The 19,454-nt window shown below is 59.0% G+C and carries 5 protein-coding genes; 1 reads left to right on the top strand and 4 read right to left on the bottom strand.

Going from position 1 to position 19,454, the window contains the following annotated elements:
• The 4 genes from VGG64_15260 to VGG64_15275 all read right to left on the bottom strand — a co-directional run.
• Positions 1-388, bottom strand: a 388-nt coding sequence (locus tag VGG64_15260) for an integrase core domain-containing protein (protein HEY1600960.1), incomplete at its 3' end; no start/stop codon positions are given.
• Positions 389-742: 354 nt separating this feature from the next.
• Entirely contained in the window at positions 743-1,288 is a 546-nt protein-coding gene (locus VGG64_15265; protein HEY1600961.1) for a CHRD domain-containing protein, read from the bottom strand.
• Between the two features lie 755 nt (positions 1,289-2,043).
• The gene (locus tag VGG64_15270; protein HEY1600962.1) at positions 2,044-5,739 is read right to left on the bottom strand and encodes a serine/threonine-protein kinase; all 3,696 of its coding nucleotides are present in this window, start codon (positions 5,737-5,739) and stop codon (positions 2,044-2,046) included.
• An 82-nt stretch (positions 5,740-5,821) separates the two neighbouring features.
• Complete coding sequence (locus VGG64_15275) at positions 5,822-6,403, bottom strand: ECF-type sigma factor (protein HEY1600963.1); 582 nt, start codon at positions 6,401-6,403, stop codon at positions 5,822-5,824.
• A gap of 463 nt (positions 6,404-6,866) precedes the next feature.
• Here VGG64_15275 and VGG64_15280 point away from each other — a divergent pair, with 463 nt between their 5' ends.
• On the top strand, positions 6,867-19,433 hold the full coding sequence (locus tag VGG64_15280; protein HEY1600964.1) for a putative Ig domain-containing protein: 12,567 nt from the start codon (positions 6,867-6,869) through the stop codon (positions 19,431-19,433).
• Positions 19,434-19,454: the final 21 nt, after the last annotated feature.

Below are 19,454 nucleotides of genomic sequence, written 5' to 3' on the forward strand. Positions count from 1 at the left end.
TCTCGTCCTCGGGCGGTGGTTTTCCAGGAACGATCAGTTTATTGTCGAGTCCCTGGTGTGGTCTCTCCTCGTGGTAGTGCGCAACGAACTCTTCAACCAGGTAGTTCAAGTGCGCCGTGCCCAGCACCACGAAATGGTCCAAGCACTCGATTTGAATGGCCTGGATCCACCGTTCCACGAAGGCATTGAGGTTGGGTGAGCGAGGACGCAGCCGGCGTGGTCGCAAACCACACTTTCGCAGGCAGGCGTCAAAGGCCTTGCCGAACTTTCGGTCCGCGTCGTGGAACACTAGGTCGATGGCGAGTTTGTTGTCCTGCGTGTGCCGAACGAACTCTCCTGTCCGCTCAACAACCCATTCGGCCTTCGGATGTTCGGTGGCCCGTGTCACAAATCGCCCTGTACAAAAACTATGGTAACTTAATTGTGCGTGAGAGCTTGCGCCTTTGAAGTCGCCAGGGCTGGCTCACTGCCGTTAACTCGTATGGCGGTGGTTCGATTCCGTCCCTGGGAGGATGCCGTCTTCAGCTGCCCGTGCGGGGATCGGCACGTTGTTGCCTGATGTTAGAGCCAATAGCGTTCAGCGATCGCGTGATAAAGAGACCGGACGTTAGCTATTTATACCCAGTGTCGACCCGTTCGCGAGGAGGGCGTGCGCCGAATTTGCCAGCTTTCTTCCTTGGAAAACATGACCGTCAACAGGGATAGCGCCAGGCAGATGGTTTTGTGATTGTTGTACAGCCGCCTACGCCGCAAACTTCCTACGGCTGGCACATCGCACGCGTCGACGAACAACCAGCAGCACGACTCCTCCGAGCGCGGCGAGCGCAAGTCCATTTGGCTCTGGAACCTGAGTAAGTTGGCCGCGGATCTCGCCCGACGGAAAGACGGAGGAACTAACGACAACGTACATGTCGCCCGCCTTGAGGTCGCTAATTTGACCGGCATTTAGGACCGCGCCCCCTGTAAAATTTCCGGCGGGCAGTCCTGGAGTCGTGATGGTGAACGTGGTGATTAAGGGGCCGTTGCTTCCGGGCGGCGCGTCATTCAGAGTCGCGGAAGTGGCAATGCCTTCAAGAAGTTCAAAGTCCCCAACATTAACTGAAAGGGCTCCCGTTACGTCATCTAATGCCATAAAGGCATTACCGATCCCTGGTGAAGCGTCGGGTGGAACAACTTGACTGCCAAACATACCGGTGGTGTCAAAGTACAGCATTGCGGACTTCGCGCTGGAGTTCGCATCGGCGAACGTTGATGCAGCCAGCAGAAAAATGGCGAATGCTTTGAACATGGGCTTGTTCCCTTGAAAAAAGACCGTCGGATCATGGATCGAACGCAGGCAGCAAGCTGCCGATTTCGCAGGGGATCGAGGACGCCAGCAAGAGATCAATCGTCACGTGTAGAGCAACGATTGCGAGAAGTCCGGCTTTAGATAACGCTCAGTGGCGTTCCTTTAGAGGGTGCGCCCAATCTCGCTCGTCGAGAGGAAAGGTGCCGAGCCAATACGATCGAAGGTAGCTACGCAAAGTGCGGATTGCAAGGTACGAATAAGTCCAAACAGAAGCCTAATATCCGTCCTCGCCGCATATGGCGAGAGTCGATCGAGATCGCTGAGACGACGGAGACCCACTGGTTTGTACCCGACTTTAGCTTCATTCGTCGCCCGCCCAATGCAAGAAGTATCGCCGCTGCCAAAAGTCGTGAATTCTTGGTCGCATCGGATCGCAGGGACAAGATTCATTGTCCAGCGCGTTGCGTCATGGGGACTGAGCGGCGCGTGATTGACGGCCTTTGACGCGTAAGCGCGACGATTTTTACCGTCAGCGCGTGGGTCGGCCCAGGTCCGCGGAAGCCAGTCAGTCGGCTATGCGGCGCGGCGCTCGTAGTGCCGCAACAAACCGCCCAGCCATTCGCAGCAGCCAAGCTGCCGTATGCTTGGAATCGGCTCGTTCATCGGCGGTGGCGTGCCTTGGGTTGATTACCTATCCGCTCGAAACCGTCTTTTCCAGAGAGGATATCGCTGCTCACACCAGTAGCGCTGGGCGTTCAGTCGACGGGCGAAGCACCCGCGGGGTCACCCGGCGACTCATCGGCCATTGACAAGGGTCGCTTTTCGAATTGATTGCCGTCGTCGATGCGCACTTCTAGTTCGCCGGCAAAGCTCGACGGCTCGGATCCGGCCGTTAGTACATCGGCGGGAAGGTCCAATCCGCGCTGGGCGAGCTCGCGGCGCATCGACACCAAGTCCCAGACTTGAGCGGGAAACCCCGCTTCGATCGAGGCGGTGATCATCAGTCGTTGCTCTGGACCAAACGCAATCGTCGTTGCCGCGCGCAGGTCGCGCCAAGAGAGACGCGCCCACTCGTCACCCGTGAGCGGGTCGACCAGCTTCAGCACACCGTTGATTTGCCCGACGGCCAGCACGCGGCTGTCGGGCGAGAAGGCAATGCCCAAGCCCGTTGGCGTCGTGCCGACGGCGTGAAGGTCTGTGAGCTTTGTCCAATTGCGCGTGTCCCATACGGTCACGCCATCCGGAGTGGCGACCAACAGCCGATTGTCGGGGCTGAACTTTACGATGCCGTGTCGGCCGATCGCCAGATCGTCGACTTGCGTGCCGGAGCGCGCATCCCAAACCCTCGCGCCCCCCCTTTCCCAATTGGCGACGACCGCATGACGATCGTCGTTGCTGACCGCACCCTTGCGTGGATCGCCGATCATTTGCAAACGGAAACCTGAGCCAGGAGCGTCGGGACGGTGCATGATCCAGCCGGCGCCATCCTGCATGAGCAGCGTCTCTCCACCATCATTGAGCGCCAAACTCGATGGCACGATCGGACCTGCCAATTGGTCCGGCGGGCCGAAGTTCACCACCGTGCGACGATTGGACGACGCGTCCGACGCGATGACCGTGCTTTCGGCGCCATCGACATTCTTTGCAACTTGCTCGTCGCGCCGCTCCAGGCGATAGACGCCTTGTACGCAGGAGACTATCAAACGGCCCTGGCGATCGAATTCGGCCCAGCAGTCCCCGACCGGCCAAGCCAAGAGTCGCCGCACGGTTTGCAGGTCCCACAACTCGAGCCCTTGATCGCAAGAGAAGGCGATGATTCGTCCCTCGGGACTGACCGAGGCGTTGTACCACCACCCGAGCGGTGGATCGAGCGTTTGAGCCAACGACCGGCAGGCACCGGGTTCGAGCTGCGTGAGTAGCAGCGCGCTGTTGCTCTTCGATAGAAAAACGATGCGGCGCTGGCTCGTGGCGTCGCACGCCATGACCGCGAAATTGGGCACCTCCAGAAATCTCTCGCCGGTGCTCGGATCCCACACCAGGAGCCGGCTGTCCCACAAGCTTTGCGACGCCAGCAGCGACCCATCTTCATTGAAAACCAACTGCGAGGGAACACCACGATGCGCGAACTGAGCCTTTTTGGTATGCGTGCGCATGCTCCAAATCACGATTTCCTGGTCCGACCAAGTCGCCAGATACTCACCGCTCGGATGCCAGGCAATGCGCTGCTCCAACTCGGTGCCGATCGGTATTTCGCATGTGACCTGGCCGCTGTGCAGATCGATGACTTGCACGTTACCGCCAACACGGACCGCGATCCGACCAGTTGGCTCGTGAAAGGAGAAGCTCGATCGCGCTGCGCCTTTGCCCAGCGCGCGCACTTCGCTGCCGTCGTCGGTATGGACGAGCCGCATACCTTGTACTGGGTCGCTGCACGCGGCGAAGCGGCCATCACGATCGAAGGTTAAATGTTGCGCGCCGCGCGCCTGCCAGGCCAATTGTGGCTGGCTGCCGTGGACACGCCACACTTGCGTAACGTCGTTGCCGACGCTCGCCGCGAAACGACCATCGTGCGATAGCACGGGGACGATGATCGAAGTTGGGCAGGGGACAGACCATCGTTGCTTCGCGTCCGAGAGGCCGTATCCGGTGAGCGTGCCATTGGTCGACGCGACGATGTAGCAATCAGCGGCAACGGACATGTCGGCAGCGTAGGAATTGTCGGCAATCGTCGCAATGGTTCGCGCGGCGCGCAGATCCGGCAGCGCCACCGAAGCGAGTACGGCGTTGCGCAGCTGCAGTTGGCGGTCCGGGGTGCGACCGATCGCCGACAGCAGCTCCGCGGCCTTTTCGATCGTGTCCAGCGAGGCAAATCGTTGGCCAACCTGCTGGCTACTACTGCGCGCGTTGGCCTCGGTGAGATAGGCGTCCCATAGGCGCTCCTGCGCCGCGCGGTTGGCCAAGAGCGTTTTGGAAAGCTCGTCCCTGAGTTGGCCGGAGTACCACAGCGAAACCACCGCAATTCCAAATAGCAGCGCGGCCACGGATCCAAGCGCCGTCGCCAACGACGGATTGCGCCTGCACCAGCGCCAGGTGCGCTCGAGCGCACCGGTCTTACGGGCAAGAATCGGCTTGCCGGCGAGATAACGCTCGATATCCTCGCGTAACTCTCGCGCCGATGCATAACGGCGCGCGCTGGCGCCGTGCAGGCATTTATCACAAATGGTCGCCAGGTCGCGCGGTATGTGCGGCATCATGCGCTGCGTTGGCACCGGCTCGCTGGAAATCAGCAACCGCAAAGTCTCCATCGGGGACTCGCCGCAAAATGGCGGACGTCCGGTGAGCAATTCGTACAAGATCGCCCCTAGCGAGTAGATATCGCTGGCAACACCAATCTCGTTGTAGCGCCCCTTGGCCTGCTCGGGGGCCATGTAACTGGGGGTGCCGAAGAAAGCATTAGTTTTGGTGTGCGACGACGAATCGTCGGCATAGAACTTGGCCAGACCGAAATCGGTAATCTTGACTTCCAGCGGACTTTCGTCGGAGGCAACCAACACATTGGCAGGTTTCAAATCGCGATGCACGACCTGGCGCTCGTGGGCGTAGCTAACGCCCGCGGCCAGCTTGCTGATTAATTCGGCGGCGGCGCGCGGCGGCCAGGGCGTGCCGTCCAGGCGATCGGCCAAGGACCCACCTTCGATCAGCTCCATCGCGATGTACGGAAGAGCATCGTGCTCGCCGTAGTCGAACACCTTCACGATGTGCGGATGGTCGAGGGCGGCGACAACGCGCGCCTCGGAGCGGAATCGCGCTAGCAAATCGAGATTGCTGGCGTCGATGGCGCGTACCATTTTGAGCGCTATGAAGCGGTTGAGCGCGGTCTGTCGCGCTCGGTAGACAACCCCCATGCCTCCGCGGCCGATGACTTCCAGGATCTCGTAGGTAGGTTGATCCGCAGCAGCGTCTCTCGATTCATCAACCTGCAGCTCAACATTCGGTGTCGACTCGCCGCATGGATCGATCGGCTCGTCATCGACCAATTCGATCGCGTCGTGCAATTGAATCTGGGCACAGAGCACGTCGGCGAACCTGGGAAAACGCCGCCGGTATTCATCGACATCCGGTCGACTGCCGGCGCGCTCACACGCAAGGTACTCGGCGTAAATCACGTCAATTGCCGATTCGGAATCAGCGGCGAGTTGGGGGAAGCGCTCCAGGTATTCTTCGGCCTGGCAAGGATCGTCGCGGCGCCAACGCGCGTCGAGGTCGATGCACACAAGCGTCGCCAGGTCGCGCGGTGATGCGTCGCCGCGCTCATTCACGAAGGCGGCCAGATCGGGCGTGCCTTCGCGTTGCAAGGCGCGCTTAAAGGCTTCGGTTACGGAACGCAGTTGAGTCCGCGCGTCGTCGTGGTCGTCCCGGCGTGCACTCGATGGTTGATCGGTACGGCTCATGGCGACTGCGACGATTCTGGCGGTGCGCGAGAGGACGTGTGACGTCGATTATTCGCCAAATGCGCGCGACACGCCAGCATGGTTATTCGACAAGATTGAGTTGCCACTCAGCCCGCTCGATGCCGCGCGACAATTGCATGCGGCGAGCTTGGATGCTGCCCCCCAGGCGCTCGACCACCTCACTCCAACTGAGCCCGATACTGCGTAATTCGAAGATCGCCAGCTCTTCGACGGTCAGCGACGACTTGACCCGTTCGAGTTGCTCCTTGCGCGAGACGACGTCAAACGGCGACGGACGAGGATCGGCGATGTCGTTCAGCACACCTGGCTTGGCGGCCAGCCGGCGGACGTCGCGCACCTGGCGCCGCTCGCGACGGGCGCGTGACCTGACGCGATTGCGAGCCATGGTGACGAGCAGACGGGCAAGTTGATCGGGCTGATCGAGCTCGTATTCGCCCGTCGAAGCGCGAACGAAGAAGCTCGCTAGCACCGACTGGCTGATATCGACGGAATCGAATGCCCGGTTGAGACGGTCGTCGCCAATTCGCAATCGGACCTCGCGGCGGATCAAAGGCTCGAAGCGGTCGACCAATTCTCTGGCCGCGTCGTCGTCGCCGGCGCGAATTCGGCGCAAAAACTCAACGAAATCGGCGATCTCGGGCATGGACCGGCGGCCCCGGAGACGTTCGGCTGGGCTAGTTGGCTGTCCGCCCATGTCAGATTTTTTTCCACCCGCAGTTGGATTTTGTGCGTTTTTTCGCCGGTTGGCGATATAGGTGTTGCACGGATCCAGCTATTTCCTTTTTTCGGCCTTTGCCATCTTAACATTCGCGGGGTGCGGTTTCATCCCACCCAAAGCGCTTTCTTGAAAGTTCGCCACTGGCAACAGACCTCTGGGCAAGATTTCCCCGTCGATTCCTGGCGTTTTGGAGCGAGCAAAACCACCGAACGGAGGGAACGACACAGGTCGGGCGCTGAAAGGGACTGAGCGCCTTTCTTGGGACGAATTGCCGCAATCGGCTACGGATGCCGGTGCGCAAGTCCCCGCAAAACGTTCCGCGGCTACTCGAGCACGGAAGCCGGATGCCTCTCCCCCCAGCACCTCTGATGCGCAAGACACCAACACGATGATCAACTATTTCGCACGGCTCCGCCAGAAGAATGGTCGCACGAGGCGACGGATCTCACGCAATTTGCAACCGTTTGCCATTACATCCGCCGCAAGCCGTCCCGCATCGCGTGTAATTCATATCGAGGCTCTGGAAGATCGTCGGATGCTGGCCATCGACTTTTCGATGCTGGCGGGTGATCTACAGAGCACCTTGTCCACTTTGGAAACCAACGTCTCGACGGCGGTGAACCAGGCGCCGTCGATTCCTATTCTGGGCGCGAACCTGGGAAACAATCCCGGCCTGACACAGGCCATTGGCAGCAAAGCCAACAGCTTGCAAAGCGGGTTTCAAGCAGTCGCCAGCGACATTGCCAGCCATCCCGGCGCGTCGGATTTGGTCATCGCCGGGTTTGTGAAAAGCGAGTTGTCTTCCGTCGCCACGGGCATTGTTGTCACGCCCGACATCAATCCGGACGGGACCTGGCGCTTCCAGTTACAACTACATCAAGACCTGGCGACGTCCAGCGTCCATCCCCAATTCGATGCGGATCTAGGCAGCTTCTTCAGCCTGAGCAGCAGCGGCAGTATCGATCTGAAAGTGGGAATGGATTACCTGCTGCAGTTCACTTTCGATCCTACGACGAGCGCCATCGCTTTAGAATCGACGAATCTATCAACGGTTGATCCGACGCTGCCTAACGCTCCGTTGGCGCTGGAGGTGTCGGCCACACCGAGCGCCGGGTTTTCGATTAATGGCACGCTGGCGGGTCTGTTGCACCTTTCTGCCACCGACGATGGCACGCAATTCACAGGCACGTATGGGGTGAACATCGCCTCGGCCAGCCAAGTTAATGTATCGCTGACCGCCACGGCTCACCTAGGCTTGCACGCCTCGCTCGAATTTGGCACAGGCGATTTGCCATTCAATCCAAAAATCACCAGCGATTTCCATTTCGACTGGTCGCTCGCGAGCACGACGCTGACGGGAAGTTTAAGCGCCAACACCCTTGGCACCATGAGCGACATCGGCTTCGACCATGTCTCGATCGATGTGGGCAGTTTCTTTGGCAGCTACCTTGCCAGCCTGGTGACGGATATTCAGCACTTCACCAAGCCGATGCAGCCGATCATCGACGTGATCAATACGCCGATCCCTGGCTTAAGCGATTTAGGTTTGAATGTCACGTTGCGGTCGCTGCTAGGCATTGAAGGAAGCGGATACGACGATGCCCTCGATGCCATCACGGCCATCGACAACATTGATCCTAGTAGCTTGGGCGGAACTGGTGCGATCGATTTGGGCAGCTTCACGCTGACGAACGATATTCGGCTCAACGGCCCAACAATCAACACCAGCAACGTGGCCGGCGACATTATGCAGCAGGCCCAAACCGATGCCGGCAGTTCGCTGAACCAGGTTGGCGGCGACAGCGCGTCGGGATTCCAGTTCCCGGTTCTGACCGATCCGCTGCACAGTGTGTTTGCCATGCTGACCGGACAAGACGCCACGCTGTTCAGCTTCAAGATGCCGTCGCTGACCGTGCCGCTGTCGATCGAGATTCCGATCCTGGCCATTCCGCCATTTGCTGGGCTATTCGCAGATGTGAGTGTCGCCTTCTCGTTCGATCTGAGCGTGGGGTACGACACGCATGGACTGCGAGAATTTGTGGCCGATACCGCGAGCGGCGCCGACGCCGGAAAATTAACCGACGATATTCTCGACGGTTTTTATCTCGACAACTCCACGAACAGCGCTGGCCATGCCGCGACGGGCTTCGACATTACAGGAGGCGTTTCGCTCGCGGCCAAAGCGTTGATCATTAAGGTAAGCGGCGGCTTGTTTGCCGATGTCGATTTGCATTTGGATCCGTCACTTGATGATGCCCAACAACGTGTGCGATTGGGGGCGCTGGCTGACGAACTGGGAGACGGCAGCGATCCGTTCACGGCCAGCGGCAGCATTTTTGTCGAGGCCGATTTGCAGATCGTCATTCCCGCATTCGTCGGCGACATTGTGCTGGCCGATGTCCAGCTCGCGCACATCACCTTGGTCGACTTCGACAGCAACGACGATTCGCCCCTGTTCGCCACAAATAACACGATCTTTATCGACAAAGACTCCGACAACGAAAACATCGACGTCAAGATGGAGCAAGAGGATCCTGCGAGCTTTGACACCGGCCTTTCGCAGTTCAATGTCTCGGGGGCCGATCCGAAGGCCTATGTCGAGGCCATCGTGGTTTCGTACCCGGATCACAAGGAGTCATACCCCGTCGGTTATTTCCAGCATGTAAATGGGAATCTGGTCGGTGAAGATCTGGAAGAGCAGACCAGCGACAGTCTATTCACCGTATTTCAGCCTATTACCAACGGCACGCCCGACGATGGTTGGACTCCCATTCACTACAACCTGGTAGCTACGACGCCAGCCCTCGATTTTCTCAACGACCCGGAGCCAGAAACCGGAAACCAAACCATCTCGGTTGGCAACCTAATGGGCGATGCCGATGGCACGCCGGTAAATGCGGTTCTCATCGGCGGCAGCGGCAACGACATTTTGGAATATCAAGGTGCCGGCAAGGCAGTTTTGATCGGCGGCGGCGGCGACGACAAGCTGCGGGCTTTCAATCAACAGGCCCAACAGGTTGATGGATTCGGCGACGATATCGATCCCAACGTGTTCGATGTGAACAACATTAACTTTGCGATGCCCGATGAAACGCGACAGCAAATTCTAGCGCATGTCGTGGCGCCCGGTGGTTCGCCGGCACATACCAGCAACGTGCTGGCCGGTGCCGGAGCGAACGTGTTTTTGGGGGGCGGCACATGGGATAACTTTTTCGAAGGCGGATCGGTTGCTACCTATGTCGGCGGCGCGGGACAGAACGAATTCAGGATCGAGGCGAAGCTCGCCGACCCCAACGCGCCGGTAATTCCAGGCGACATTATCGCCGAACCCGCAGCAGACAATACGGTGATCGTTGACCGTACCGGTTTGCCGGCTTCGGTTGCCGACAATGTGACGTTGCGGGCCGAAAGCGACAATATCCACATCACTGGCTATCTAACCGACATCACGGTCAGTAGTGCGTTTACTCTAGCCGTCGATATGGACGGTGGAACCTTGGATATCGGCGATATGAGTTCGCTGGGTCCCGTGCACTTCCTGGTCAACCGCGGTGCCTCGGCTAACGCGCCTACAAAAGTACTGCTCGACACGCCCTTGACGGGATTAAACGATCCGCTGGAGATTTCCGAAAGCGGCCCGGTTGATCCTGTCGCCAATCCTAATCTGTTCAGTCTCGACGTCTTGCAAGGCCCCAGTGGCGACCAGCCTGGCGCTAGCTTGAAGATGCTCGGTTTCACCGCCTCCGACAGCTTGGATGTGACACTGCACGGTGGGCAGGTAAATATTGGCGACATCGACGGCACCGGCATGGGGTTGGTCAAGATCGATGGTTCCGTACGGCCCGCCAATTCCACGGCGGTCGACGACATCTCGGTCACTACCCATGCTGAAAATGTCACTATAGCGCCCGATCCCCTGGGCAATTCCGTGGCCCAACTGGAAAATTCGGTCACGCCTTATGATGTGGAAATCGACAGTCATCGCGCACAGGATATCACCACGTTCATTGTTCCTACGCAGGACAAGGGCAACCTGGCCACAGTCGATGCCTCGCAGATGAAAGGGACGCTGCACGTTGAAGTGGGCGGCGCCACGGTCAAGCTGTTGCAGGTTGCCGCAAACATGACCGTGATCGTCGCCGGGACCGATCCCGCAAATCCGGCCGAAATTACCGTCGGCGACGGTAAACTGTCACACATCGAAAGCAACGTCAGCGTAGAAGCCGCGGAATTGACGATCGACAATTCCACGAACACCGCTCCTCATATCTTCACGTTGACCGCCAACACGTTTACCGGCTGGACGATTCCCAGTTCTTCGTTCGAGCCGACAGTATTTCTGGGCAACGACCTAGCTCCTTTGGTGGGCAGTCTGACGTTGCTAACGGCCGCGGGGGACCAGCTTGATGTCGAGGCGAACCCCTCACAAATCGACACGCTCGTTATCGACAATGCCACGGCCACGCGGAATTCTATCTTTGTGGTCGCGGCGACGCACAACATCCAGATCAACGGCGATTTCAATCTCTACTTGGGGCGCCGTCTGAATCCCGATGGAACGAGCGTGCGACTGAAGAGCTTGGCGCCGATTTCGAACGTCCAGATCATCTTTAATTTTCACACGGACGACCCTGACAACAATGACGGCACGGAGACGATCTTCGACGGCGATCTCGATCCGGCCGGCGCCGCGTACTCGATCAGCGGCGGTCTAATGGACGGCGCCGGCAAGCTCAATATCGAAAACGTTACCGAAAACCTTGATGTCTTGATCGAGAATTACCGCGCAAATGATCTAGCGTATATCTACTTACCCGGCGGCACGGTCGATGCAAATCTGACCAAAACCAGCCCAGGCACGATTACCATCGACGGGCAGGCGCGCCTGGTGGGCACGAATCCCGACGCGCCCAACGCGATTTCGGCCAAAGTCCGGGCGGGAGCCATTACGCTCAGCCCCACGGGCACCTTCGACTCAGTGCTGCAAGCCGGAAACACGGTCAACATCCTCGGTGCCAAGCCGCAAGATACGTTGAACGTGACGGCGCCGACCACGATCGCACTTGCACCAACGTCCCTGGGAACTCCAAACACTAGCCTTGGCCTGGCCGATCAATTCGACGTTTTCTCGCCCTACGTCGTTGCCAATCCGCCGCCAGACGCTTTCTATATCGTGAACGGCGCGTCACTCACCATCAACTCCGGGCCAGGGCCACGCCCCGGCTTGATGGATGATGATTTGTTGGAAAGCTTGGGCGTCTCCTTCTTTGATACAACATTGACTTACCAAAGCACAGAGCACGTGGATGCGATGGGTCACCCCCTCACCGCCACAGTGAATGTGCGCGAGTTCTTTATCAACACCGATCCGCAGGCGACCGACAATCTGGTCAACTTCGACGCCTCGCAATTGCGCGGTGTTTTCAATTTCAACGTGTCCGAGCCCGACTACTCGGACGCGGCAAAGATTGCTAACGGCGGCCTCAGCACTGGATTTGATTCAGAAGTAGACAATGCTCTTCCGGTCACTTCGTACGGGCAGACGCATGTTGTGCTGTCGAATGTGAATCCGGAATTGAGCGTTAATATCAGTGGCACCCAGGCGATTACGGGAACCGAATTCAACTCAACCGAGATCGCGCTGGATACCATAAACATTCAGCCTAAGCCACCGATTGTTAATGTCGCCTCGACCGACGTATCGATCGGCAACGGGGTGATGGCCAACATTCAAGGGAATGTTTCTGTCCACATGGCTTGGCTGAAAGATGTGGATGATCGTCTAGGAACGACGGCGAACAATCTGACGTTGGGTTCCACAACGTATACCGGCTGGGCGACCATCGCGGGAACCAAGCCCACGCTATCGATGGATACGCTGCAGGGCGAGCTTACAGTGTCGGGCAGTGCGCTGGACCAATTCGACGTGGAGGACACGCCGAACTCGGCGATGAAGACCACGATTGAAAACTTCACGACTGACGGAACCGCGCCCGGCGTGTACCTGATGGGCAAAACGACCGCGCCCTTGTATGTGAACGGACATTTTTCGGTGTACGCTGGTCGCCGATTGAATGCCGACGGAACCGTAACGGACGTCGGCAAGGTAGATAACCTTTACAATCTCGCCGATAAGTTCGCCGTGACCGGAGGCATATTTTCGACGGCCTATGACGGTTCGTTCCTGTTCGACGGCCAATTGCAGGGTTTGAAAACGCTCAGCGGCCTGGTCGACATTGTGCCGGGCTTCACACTTGACGAGTGGCTGTCATTCACCCCTCCGTTTAACTTAAGTCTGCCATTGTTTGTGAACTATGTTGGCGCGGCCCAGGGCACCTTTACGTTTGACACGTCGAACGCCGTCGTCAACGGCGTCGGTTTTACCGACGGGTTGGAGTCGAACTCGAATTTTCCCGGGGAAGCCGATTTACGTTACCGGGCCTTGGGTGACGTGATTTATGGCGCCAATTTGGAAGTGTTCGACTATGGCCCGCTTCTGACGGGCAACTCGCCGCTAAACATCGGCAGGGTTGGCTCGCCGGTTGTTCTAAATAATCCGCTGCCATTGCCGTTCAATTACGTTTCCAATCCCAACAGTGTGAATGGGTGGGAGCAAATCGAGGTTGGGGCGACGGTAGGTCCGGTGACAATTGTCGGCCGCGATTCGTTCACGCGCGTCGATGTCGATCCAACGGATTCGCATAGCGCCGCATCGGCCTTCGGGACCACCGGCGGTTTGCCCGGCTGGGGCAACGTGACTGGCGGCAATAGCTTGCTGACGACCCTTCTAGGAGCCCTGACGGTCAGTCACGTCGGCCTGACCATTCACGCAAACGTCGCCGGATCGGCCTCGCCCGGCACGACTCCGCAAGTCGTGGTTACCGATAGCCAGATCACGGGCATTGCCGGAGCGACGATTCATTACGGCAATTTGGCCGACGGCTACGCGATGATCACCCAGTTCGGATCGCTGTCTCAGGTGGCGCAGTTCCCCGGTTTGATGATCCGCATGCCCACTTATGGCGGCGGCGACGTCCAATTTCAAAATACTCCCAGCGGCGCGAGCACGGAGCTGGATACATTAACCAATGCCATCGGCAACGTGACGGTTCAAGGAACCACTGGCGCATTGTCACTGGGCGATCTGTCGCATTCAGCTTCCGACGAATTTTATAACTTCGCCGCTGCCAGCGTGAACATTGGCGGCGGTTCGATGTTGGCGATCAACGGAAATCTCTTCCTTGGCGCTTCTTACGCGGTGCCGCTAACGACCATCGACGACAGCAACGACACCACCGCACCGCAAATGACGTTGGAAGACCAATCCAGTTTCGACAACATCGCGCTGGGAGGTCCGTCGACCGGCAGCATCGTATTCCAGTTTAATATTCCCACTACATCGCACTTCGATATTCACGGGGCCGCAAATGCTCAGTGGTCGATTAACGATACGCAGCCAAACACTCAGCTCTTCGCCAACACGGGCAGTCAGGTATCCGTGACGCGAGGGAAGACCTCGGGCAGGTTCCCGCCTATGACGGTTCTTGGCGCCGGATCGATTTTGATGGACGGGCAAGATGGCGTGAATCTTACCTCGTCCGCGCAATTCAAGGTCGCAGCCGATCCGGCGCGGCCAACCGACGTCACGAATCTAACCGTCAACTTGAGCAATACTTTCCAGGACAATCTGAAGATCGACACGGCCGGGAGCGGCTTCTTCTCGTTCTTTACGAACAACGGAACCGCTCAACCGATTACCTATCAGGGAAATACGACGCATCTGACTTACATCACGGATTTCCCAGGGCTCAACGATCGAACCGTCACCGTGGCCGACAGCGGCTCGGCCGGAACGACGATTAGCGGCGGACGGATTTCGGTAAGTGTGTTGGGCACCGACGGGCCGCTAGAAATCGACCAAGGCAATGGCGGCCCCGTTACCTTGGGCAACGGCGGCTCGCTCCAAGGCATTCACGGCGCGGTAACCGTTGTGGCGAGCAATGCGGCACTACCCGTGTTGCCGATCATCATTGATGATTCGGCCGATACCACGAACGCAATTGTGACTCTTGGATCAAACGGAGCCGGCAACACGCAAATCTCCGGTCTGACGTCGTCGCCCATTCAACTGACGGGAAACTCGGTAGCGATCACGCTCAAAGGTGGCACCGGCTCGAATACGCTGGTTGGCCCCGACAGTGCCAACAATTGGCAACTGACGGGCGCCAACGCCGGCGTACTCAACTCGGCATTCACCTATTCGAAGTTCGCCAACTTGAAGGGCGGATCCGGCACCGACGATTTCTTCTTTACGTCCACCAGCGGCACCGTCTCGGGTAACGTGGACGCGGGGGCGGGCTTCGACACGGCGCATTACTCACTCGGCGTGCTTAATGGTACCGAGACGATCAACATTGCGGCGGGCATTCTTCCCAAGATCAGCGGCAGCGCCACGAATTTCGAGGCCGTCGACGTCCAGACGCACGTCGGGGTCGTAACTCCAGCCAATCAGGCAAGCGGCAAGGCCCACCCGATCACGCCGCTCGCAATCCAGGTCACCGGTGGCGGTGGAACGCGCACGTTCTCGGCCACGGGCCTGCCCACCGGCCTTACGATTGATCCGCAATCGGGCATCATCTCGGGCACGGTCGCCAGCACCGTGGCGGACAATACGGTCTTCAACACCAAGGTCACGGTAAGTGACACGACCGGCACCGCCTCGGCAAGCTTCACGTGGACGATTGTATCGGACTTCGGGCTGGTGAATCCCAGCAGCCAAGTCAGCAGCTTTTTTAACAACGCCAATCTGGCGATCGGTTTCAATAACAACTTCGGCACGAACGTCACGTTTAGCGCGCAGAATCTGCCGCCGGGACTATCCATTAATCCGCAGACGGGCGTAATCAGCGGGACCTATCTGCCGGGCACCGTGAGCCCGATCGTCGCTCCAGTGACCGTCAGTGCGACTGACGGAGTGCATACGACCCAGGTCAATTTCACCTGGACTGTTTCGGATAGCGCCGGTACGAAGCACGCCGACCTGGCCGGCACCGACGGCGGCGTGATCTCATTCGTTTCTTCCGGGGGCGCGCAACTGAAAGCTTCGTACTTTGACCCCACCAGCATGGGAGCGCCGGCCGCCGGCTACCTGTTCCCGCTCGGTGGGATCAAGCTTGAAGTCGACGGCCTACACGCAGGGGACGACGCGGAAATTACGATCACGCCACCGCACGGCGTCAATCTCGACGAACTGCTCGCCGACAGTAGCTCCGTATGGATCAACTTGCTCGGCCGCTCGGGCAATGTGTCTGCTCACATCAGCGGTGGAAGCATCGTTGTCGATTTAGTTGATGGCGAGATCGGCGAGTACACTCCCGCGTTCGACGGCACGATCTCGGCCTATCTTGTCCCCGGCGTCCAGCAACTCACAGCGGCAATTGGCAACGCACCGGCACAAGTCTCGCCGGGCCAAGCGGTGACGCTCAGCAGCGATTTGGCGGGAACGCTCGCGCCTTCGGCGGAAAGCACGTGGCAAGCGACTCTCAACGGTAGCGTCGTGCAGACCGCGACCGGCGCGAGCTTCAACTTCGCGCCGCAACAGTCTGGCGCGTACAACATAACGCTTACCGCTAGCGACCTCATAACCGGCGTCAGCGCGACGGCCCAAACCTCGATCGTGGCAGCTTCCTCTGTCGGCGCGCTCAATGCGGGCACGCCGGCCGGAACTCCGTTCTTGGCTGGTTTGGTCGACCCGTCGCACAACGAGGGCATCGAGACGATCACGCCCGTCACGTTCTCGAACCTCGCAGGCGCGCCCGCACTCACGTATTTCACGACTCTCGATCCGCAGATCGACGCTGGGGACGCCTGGCAATACAACGGTTCTGGCGTGGCGCCCGTGATGATTCAGGGCACCAACCAGCAACTGACCGGAATCGGCACGACGATCGGCACGACGATCGACGTCGACGGACGGTGGGTCGCAATGGTCGACCCTAGTCTTGGCAACATCTGGGCCGTCACGCCCGAGGGCGCCCGGTTGATCGTTTCGGCGGCCAACGGGCTGAACCCAATTGATAATTTAGCGGCCGTCGGCGACACGCTGTATTTCTCGGCGAGAGATTCCGTCGCACAGAACCAGTTGCGCAGCGTGCGTCTAGATGCCACAGGCAATCCGGTTATCACGCAGGTTACAAATCTGTTTGATGAGACGGGCAACAACTTTTTTGCGATGCGGGCTTTGACGCCCTTTGCCGGAGGTCTGGCCTTCATTGCCACGGTCGGGCCGTACGAAGAGGGCCTCGAACCAAGTGATGAAGTGTTCCTGCTCACGGCCGGCGCGACTCCCGTGGTCAAGGAAATCGCCATTGATGCGGCACAGAACTTTCCAAACATTTCGTCGCTCTCTGTCATCGAGGGGCCCGGCGGCACTTCCCGATTGATTTTCACGCGTGCCGGCGACAACAGTCCGGCATCGCTGTATTCGTTGGATTCTTCGGATGCTGGCGACGCGAATCCCACGGCAACAAAGATCGATATCGCGCCCGCAGAAGCGAACGTGGAGATTGGCGATCTGACTGCGGTTGGCTCGAAAGTCTACTTCACGACGAACGCCAACGAATTGTCCACCAGTCAACTATGGGTGTCCGATGGCACTGCCGGCGGCACTCAGGCCCTGACCACAGACGGGCAACCCGACGATCAACGGCCGTTTTCGCTCGTAAACGTTGGCGGCCAGTTGAATTTCTTGTCCTCTGATGACGAGGGCGAGGTGAATCTATGGACGATTGATTCGGTGAGCGGACAGCCCGTCAAGGTGTCCGACCTCGGTCAGCAAGCGCAGCTATCCTCAGTTGGCGGACGCTTGTACGCCGAGATTTATGACGCGACGACTGGTCATTACCAGTTGTGGTCTGGCGCCGGCGGTGCAAGCCAACTCACGCAGGTACCGTCGAATCCCAATAATCCGTACACTGATCCCGGCGTGATTGCAGCCGACGACCAAGGAGTGGTGTACTTCTCGGGCGGGTCGACAGCGGTGCAAGACAGTTTTGGCGATCCCACGAATCAACTATGGGTTCTGGGACCCGCGTTTGCTAATGCCGGCGGAACGGCCACCGCACTGAATATCGTCACGCCGGCCGACACGTTTGCCGGCACATCCCCCACGGTGACGATCAGCGCCACCACTGTAGCGGGCGATCCGGCCGCCGACTTTGCCGGGCCCGTGTCGGTGCAGGTCGACGACGGTAGCGGCAACACGGTCTTCACGACGAGCGGCAACTTCAGTGGCGGGGTCTACTCCTTCCAACTTCCGCAGCTCGCGACCGCCGGTTCCGTTGCCACAACGTACACCCTGCATGTCGTGTCGAACGATCTGTCGACTCAGGCATCCTTTACCGTACACCCGATCGTGCATTTCGGTCCGACGAGCAGCACTACCGTTGTAGCGGGCGCGGGACAAACGTTCTCGCTCAGCATGCAAGCTGACGACGACCGCCAACTGTTCGCCGCCGGTTACACCGGCCAGGTGACGTTGAGCTACACCGATGGCGGCGGCACACATCAGTTGGGTCCCGTTTCTGCCGTGCAAGGGATCGTTACGTTCACGGGGCTGACGCTACCGACGCCGGGCAGCTATACGTTCACCGCCACGAGCATTGACGGGACGGCAACCGGCTCCTTTGTCGTGACCGTGCCGAAGGCCATCCAGTTCACAACGACCACCAGCGAGGTTTCCGATACCGATGTCTTTGATCTCGACATCGTGGCTGCGGATGTCGCCGGCAATCCGGCCGCTGGTTATACAGGGCTGGTGCTAGCAACGCTCACCGATCCGAATGGTGTGAGCACAAACACGTCGTACTATGTTGGTCCCGATCAACAGAGTCACCTGGTGTTGAAGGGACTGACGCTGCCGATCGATGGGCAATATCAGTTGCGACTCAGCGACGGCATTGTCGCGAGCACACTGACGATCAATGTCAGCCCAAAGCAGGTCGTCCCCGGCGATCTGAACGACGACGGCAAGGTCGATGCCACGGACATCGACACATTGTTCGGTTTCATTGCCACGGGCAACACGCACGGTGATCTCAACAACGACGGCAAGGTCGACAAGAGTGATCTTGATTTCCTGATTCACAACATTCTGCACACCGAATACGGCGACGCGAACCTCGACGGTTTCGTCGATACAAGCGACCTGGCAATCGTGCGGACGAAAACAGGGAGCACGTTGTCCGGGCCGGACTGGGCCAGCGGCGACTTCAACGGCGATGGTTTCGTCGACGTTGCCGATCTGGCGGTCGTCCGAAGCCATATGGGCTTTGCGTCAACCGTGAGCAGCACTACGGGCGCCACGAGCCCGTCGAGCCCCCTGGTCCAACTGACCATCGTGGCGTCGCCGACTACGGCGCCTGCCGCCGCTCCGGCCATGGCGATCACGCCAACCGCCGCCGTGGGCGAAACGCCGGCTGCCACTGGCGCGCAGACTATCTCGCAAGCCGGCGCAGTCTCCAACCCGTTGGCAAGCCCGACCATCGCCGACCCAGTTGACACACTCGGTACGCCGCCGACTGCAACGCCCGTTACCCCGAGCGCAATCGCGAGGTTCGTAGGGCCGCTGCTGCCGCGCTTTCTAAAAACCGTGACGTCGGCAACACCGGCGCAGGGTCCCGCAATCAACGCGACCGCGGAACCGGCGGAAGGCTCCTCGACTAGCGCACCCGATCGCACAGTTGTGCTGGGACCGCTTCCTTTCGCGCAATCATCCGCCAGGACCAGCGTCCTGACCGCGACAACGGCAATCGACGCTGGTGCGCTGCACCAGGTTCTGGCCGCCACGGTGGCGCAAAGACCGTCTGCGGATTTGGCATTTGACGATTCGTTTGAAGAACTGATCAATTTACTGGCAACGAACCAAAGTTCGGCTGCCAGCGGCAAGAAGAATTAGTGCGTGCGTATCGAAGGCAAA

The sequence above is a fragment of the Pirellulales bacterium genome, assembly GCA_036490175.1.
GTDB lineage: Bacteria > Planctomycetota > Planctomycetia > Pirellulales > JACPPG01 > JACPPG01.